The sequence below is a fragment of the Cupriavidus sp. 05T313 genome (assembly GCF_056396665.1).
In genome coordinates this window covers 1-5325 of sequence record NZ_JBFTLX010000414.1, presented here as the reverse complement: position 1 = coordinate 5325, position 5325 = coordinate 1, and the positions used below count along the sequence as shown (strand labels likewise).

At 61.3% G+C, this 5325-nt stretch carries 5 protein-coding genes; 2 read left to right on the top strand and 3 right to left on the bottom strand.

Features of this window, described 5'->3' with window-relative positions; all coding sequences use genetic code 11:
• A partial coding sequence (locus tag AC1DKD_RS40000) for an IS5 family transposase (RefSeq protein WP_477144629.1) occupies nucleotides 1-658 on the top strand: 658 nt, incomplete at its 5' end.
• 302 nt (nucleotides 659-960) lie between these two features.
• Complete coding sequence (locus tag AC1DKD_RS39995) at nucleotides 961-1749, top strand: metallophosphoesterase (protein WP_441626444.1); 789 nt, start codon at nucleotides 961-963, stop codon at nucleotides 1747-1749.
• Between the two features lie 82 nt (nucleotides 1750-1831).
• Here the strand turns inward: AC1DKD_RS39995 and groL are convergent, their stop codons facing one another.
• The 3 genes from groL to AC1DKD_RS39980 all read right to left on the bottom strand — a co-directional run bounded on the left by groL (nucleotide 1832) and on the right by AC1DKD_RS39980 (nucleotide 5295).
• A complete protein-coding gene (groL, locus tag AC1DKD_RS39990; RefSeq protein WP_477144628.1) occupies nucleotides 1832-3475 on the bottom strand; it encodes a chaperonin GroEL in 1644 nt (547 codons plus the stop codon).
• A gap of 40 nt (nucleotides 3476-3515) precedes the next feature.
• A complete protein-coding gene (locus tag AC1DKD_RS39985) occupies nucleotides 3516-3806 on the bottom strand; it encodes a co-chaperone GroES (protein WP_477144627.1) in 291 nt (96 codons plus the stop codon).
• Nucleotides 3807-4170: 364 nt separating this feature from the next.
• Nucleotides 4171-5295 (bottom strand): hypothetical protein, encoded by a 1125-nt coding sequence (locus AC1DKD_RS39980; protein ID WP_477144626.1) that lies wholly within the window; start codon nucleotides 5293-5295, stop codon nucleotides 4171-4173.
• Nucleotides 5296-5325 lie beyond the last annotated feature (30 nt).

Genomic DNA, 5325 nt, shown 5'->3' with positions numbered 1-5325 from the left:
CCGCATGCTCGTCGAGCATGAACTGACGCGAAAGCTGTTCGACGAGATCGGCATCATGTTGTGCGAGCGGGGGCTGATGATGAAGGAAGGCGCGATTGTCGATGCCACCATCATCGAGGCGCCACCGTCGACCAAGAACAAGCAGAAGGGCCGCGACCCGGAGATGCACCAGACCAAGAAAGGTAATGCCTGGCACTTTGGCATGATGGCCCATCTCGGCGTGGATGCGGCTTCGGGGCTGGTACACAGCATGGTGGGCACTGCGGCGAACGAGGCGGATGTGTCGCAGGCGCATGCCTTGCTGCATGGCCACGAAGAGCACGCGTTTGGCGATGCGGGCTACACGGGCGGGGAGAAGCGCGACGAGATGCAAGGCAAGTCCGTTAAGTGGCAAGTGGCCGTCAAGCGCGGCAAGATCAAGGCGATGCGTGACGGCGCCGTCAAGGACTTGCTGATCGCCGTCGAGCGAGCCAAGGCCCGGATTCGGGCACGGGTCGAGCATCCGCTCCACGTCATCAAGAATCTGTTTGGTCATCGCAAGGTTCGCTACAAGGGCCTGGTCAAGAACACAGCGCAGTTGTTCAGCCTGTTTGGTCTGGCGAATCTGGTGCTGGCCAAAGAGCAGTTGTTGGCGGTGCGGGGGAGCCGTCCGTCCTGAGCGCGCAAAGCGCGCCAGGAAAGGCGCAAAACGAGAGAAAAACCGGCTTGAGTCGGCCGATCTCTCTCGCATTGCGAAAACCCAAGTCATTGGCTTGTACAACATCAAGCGCAAACCTCATTGATCAGCACTTCCTTAGGGGGAGGCAAGCTCGCGCTCCATGGGGACATCCTGATGGCAACCAGCGACCTCGCTACTTCGCCGATAGCCCGTTCAATGCCAGACTTGACCAGGCTCGCACTTTTCTGAAGAATCCATGCACATGCGTGCCCTGAGCCAGCGCGCGACTGCATGGAGCCAGCATGAAGATCCGCATCCTCAGCGATCTGCACCTCGAGCACGATGTGCCGGCGGCGGTGCCCGCCTGCCCCGCCGACCTGGTGGTGCTGGCCGGCGATATCGCCAACGGCCGTGCCGGCGTCGACTGGGCCGCGCGCACTTTTTCCGGGCCGGTGGTCTATGTGCCGGGCAATCACGAATACTACGAGAGTGCCTTCGGGCCGGTGGATGCGGCAATGGAAGAAGCCGCCCGCGAGGCGCTGCACGTGCGGGTGCTCAACGATACCGTGGCCCATTTCGATAGCCTCGCGGGCAATCGGGTCCGCGTGATCGGCACCACCTGGTGGACCGACTACGCGTTGTTCGGCACCGCCCGGCGCGAAGAGTCGATGCTGGCCTGCGCCGGCGTGATGGTCGACCATCGCCTGATCGAGGTCGAGGACGCTAACGGCCAGCGGCGCCGCTTCACCACCGCCGACGCACTGGCGCGGCACGAGGCGGCCAGCGCCTGGCTGGCCGTGCAACTCGCCACGCCCTTCGAAGGCAAGACGGTGGTGGTGACCCACCACGCCCCCGATCTCGGCAGCCTCGACCCGCGCTTTTCCCACGACCTGGTCTCCAGCGGCTTTATCTCGCGCCGGCCTGACCTGATCGCGCAGGCCGACCTGTGGGTCCACGGACATACCCATACAGGGTTCGACTACCGCCTCGAAAACGCCCGCGTGGTGTGCAACCCACGCGGCTATGTGCGCCGCAAGACCGGCGAACTGGAGAACCCGGCTTTCGACTGGTGCTACACGGTGGAACTCTGACGCCGCCGGAGCGGTCGCCCGGGTTTTTGTTACTACGGGTAATGCGGATAAAGCAGGCTGCCAGGTTGGCAGGCCGGCAGATTTACATCATGCCGTCCATGCCGCCCATGCCACCCATGCCGCCCGGCATTGCCGGAGCCGACTCGTCCTTCGGCAGTTCTGCCACGRCGCAATCCGTGGTCAGCATCAGCGAAGCGACCGAAGCAGCGTTCTGCAGCGCGGTGCGGGTCACCTTGGTCGGGTCCAGCACGCCCATTTCCACCAGGTCACCGTACTCGCCGGTGGCGGCGTTGTAGCCGTAGTTGCCCTTGCCTTCGATGACCTTGGCCACGACGACCGAAGCTTCTTCGCCAGCGTTCAGCACGATCTGGCGCAGCGGCTCTTCCATGGCGCGCAGCACGATCTTGATGCCGGCGTTCTGGTCAGCGTTGTCGCCGGTCAGGTTGGCGATGGCAGCGCGAGCGCGCAGCAGGGCCACACCGCCGCCGGGGACGATACCTTCTTCCACGGCTGCGCGGGTTGCGTGGAGTGCGTCTTCCACACGTGCCTTCTTTTCCTTCATTTCGACTTCGGTGGCTGCGCCAACCTTGATCACTGCAACGCCGCCGGCCAGCTTGGCCACGCGCTCTTGCAGCTTTTCACGGTCGTAGTCCGAGGTCGCTTCTTCGATCTGGGCACGGATCTGCTTCACGCGTGCTTCGATCGAGGCTGCGTCGCCGGCGCCGTCGATGATGATSGTGTTTTCCTTGCCGATYTCGATGCGCTTGGCTTGACCCAGTTCTTGCAGGGTTGCCTTTTCCAGCGTCAGGCCGATTTCCTCGGCGATCACTGCGCCGCCGGTCAGGATGGCGATGTCTTCCAGCATGGCCTTGCGGCGGTCGCCGAAGCCCGGAGCCTTGACAGCGGCGGTCTTCAGGATGCCACGGATGTTGTTCACCACCAGGGTCGCCAGGGCTTCGCCTTCGACGTCTTCAGCGATGATCAGCAGCGGGCGGCCCGACTTGGCCACTTGCTCCAGCACCRGCAGCAGGTCGCGGATGTTCGAGATCTTCTTGTCGAACAGCAGCACGAACGGGTTGTCCAGGGCGACAACTTGCTTTTCCGGGTTGTTGATGAAGTACGGCGACAGGTAGCCGCGGTCGAACTGCATGCCTTCCACGACTTCCAGTTCGTCGGCCAGCGACTTGCCGTCTTCCACGGTGATCACGCCTTCCTTGCCGACCTTGTCCATCGCTTCAGCGATCAGCTTGCCGATCACTTCGTCGCTGTTGGCGGAGATCGAGCCAACCTGGGCGATTTCCTTGCTGGTGGTGGTGGTCTTGGTCAGCTTCTTCAGCTCTTCGACCGCGTTCACCACAGCCTTGTCGATGCCGCGCTTCAGGTCCATCGGGTTCATGCCGGCGGCAACGTACTTCATGCCTTCGCGCACGATCGACTGGGCCAGCACGGTTGCGGTGGTGGTACCGTCACCGGCGTTGTCGCTGGTCTTGGAAGCCACTTCCTTGACCATTTGCGCGCCCATGTTCTGCAGCTTGTCCTTCAGCTCGATTTCCTTGGCCACGGACACGCCGTCCTTGGTCACGGTCGGGCCGCCGAAGCTGCGCTCCAGCACAACGTTACGACCCTTCGGGCCCAGGGTAACCTTGACTGCGTTGGCGAGAATGTTCACGCCTTCGACCATCTTGGCACGGGCGGCGTCGCCGAATACTACGTCTTTAGCTGCCATGTTCTGAATCTCCTAAATCGGTACGAATGGGGTGCGTGGATTACTTGTTCACCACAGCCATGATGTCTTCTTCGCGCATGACCAGCAGTTCCTGGCCATCCACCTTCACGGCTTGGCCGGCATACTTGCCGAACAGCACGCGGTCACCCACCTTGACGTCGAGGACGATCGAAGCGCCCTTGTCGTCTTTCTTGCCGGGGCCSAYGGCSAGSACTTCRCCTTGATCRGGCTTYTCGGCAGCATTGTCGGGAATCACGATGCCGGAWGCGGTCTTGGTTTCATTGTCCAGACGCTTGACGATCACRCGGTCGTGCARAGGACGCAGRTTCATACGGACTCCTTGGTACAAAAAGTGATTTCAGGTTCACAAAATTGGCCGCCAGCACTAACGGCCAGCAGAATTGGTGCGCCGGGCGAGGCCTGTTAGCACTCATGCCCGACGAGTGCTAATTATAGGGACGGGGGTTTACGTTTTCAAGTCAGCGACTTGATACGTGTTTACCCTTCCTCCGGCAAAATTCTTCATGCCGAAGTTCGTTCAACCTTGAACCCGCGCAGCCAGAGGCGCAGCCAGGCTTTCAAGATTCTCATTTAAATACAGAGGCTTATGAGGAATGGCGGCACAGCCGCGCGCTGGCGCCGCCGGGAGGCAACCATGGAATTTCATGTGGACTGGCTGACTGTGGCTTTAATCTCTAGGGCTTCGCCGTCCTGGCATCCTTGTCAGTGAAATCGTAGAGGTGCGTGTTATCCGGCGTTTCCCCGATCCTTGTCCCTCTCTGGCTGAACGGGATGCGGCGGCGGAAATTCTMGCTGTCCGACCTGGCGCTCTGGGTGGCAAGTCTGGCTGCCTCCGGGTAGGCCATTGGTCGCTTGTCCTTCTCAATCTCAAGCAGCCTCGTCTGCTCGTTCACGCGTACGCTGTACTTGCCCAGGTTGTAGAGGAGATACATGGCGAAGAGGTTGTCGAAGTCCTCGTAGGCGCCTTGCTCCCTGCGGAAATCCATGGACAGGACCGAGGGGAAACGATTGGGCAGGTCCTTGAAGGGCACCTTTTCGTCCTCGTGCGGATCCACATAGGTCGAGCCGCCGTATTTCTTGTACAGCACCACGTCCATGCCGTACCCGCGCTTGCCCCACTCCTTGATGAGCTTCATCGCCATCTCGGTGGGGAGGTTGGCCGTGGCGGCCGCCACCACCCGCCGTCCGGACAGGACCTTGGCGCTGGTGACCTCCAGGTCCTTGTAGCCCGCCCCGAACTTGAATGCGGCGCCGACGGTTTTGGCGCAGTTGAGGCGCATGTAGTCGTACTTGATCTCGCCGCGGTGATACTCGGTATTCCTGGCGCGCTGGTGATAGTCGTCATTGATGCGCCTGAAGTAAGCCACCAAGGCCTCCTTGTCGCTGGCCGGTATGCCACGGACGCGCACGCCGATGACCGAGCGCTTGTAGATCTCGCCGAAGTCCAGGCCAAACGAGGCCGTTTCCGCGATCGAGGAGACAGTCTTGAACAAGTACTCTTTCTTCGGGATGCCAACCATCAGATCCGAGGTGTAGAAGCCGCTCTGGTGCTTACGTGTACGGTCGGCATAGAAGTTGGCCGAGTAGACCAGATCGTCGCCAGGCGCATCGTCCCGGATCGCCAAGGCGAGATGGCCAGCCGACCCGCCCTTGGAGGTGCCAAAACTGATCAGCAACTCCAGATCATAGTGATCCTCGCGAAGGAGATCGGTCAGTTTGTCGATGTTGGCAGGCTCAGGCCCGCCCTTGCTGCCGAAGTCGACGGCGACGGCCCCCTCCGGCAACAGAACGACTATCACTACGAGCCAAATCGCTAACCTCATCCTCAT

What these genes read in the sequence shown, in the direction of transcription:
- AC1DKD_RS39995 (WP_441626444.1), top strand. Translation starts at nt 961, where the DNA reads ATGAAGATCCGCATCCTCAGCGATCTGCACCTCGAGCACGATGTGCCG.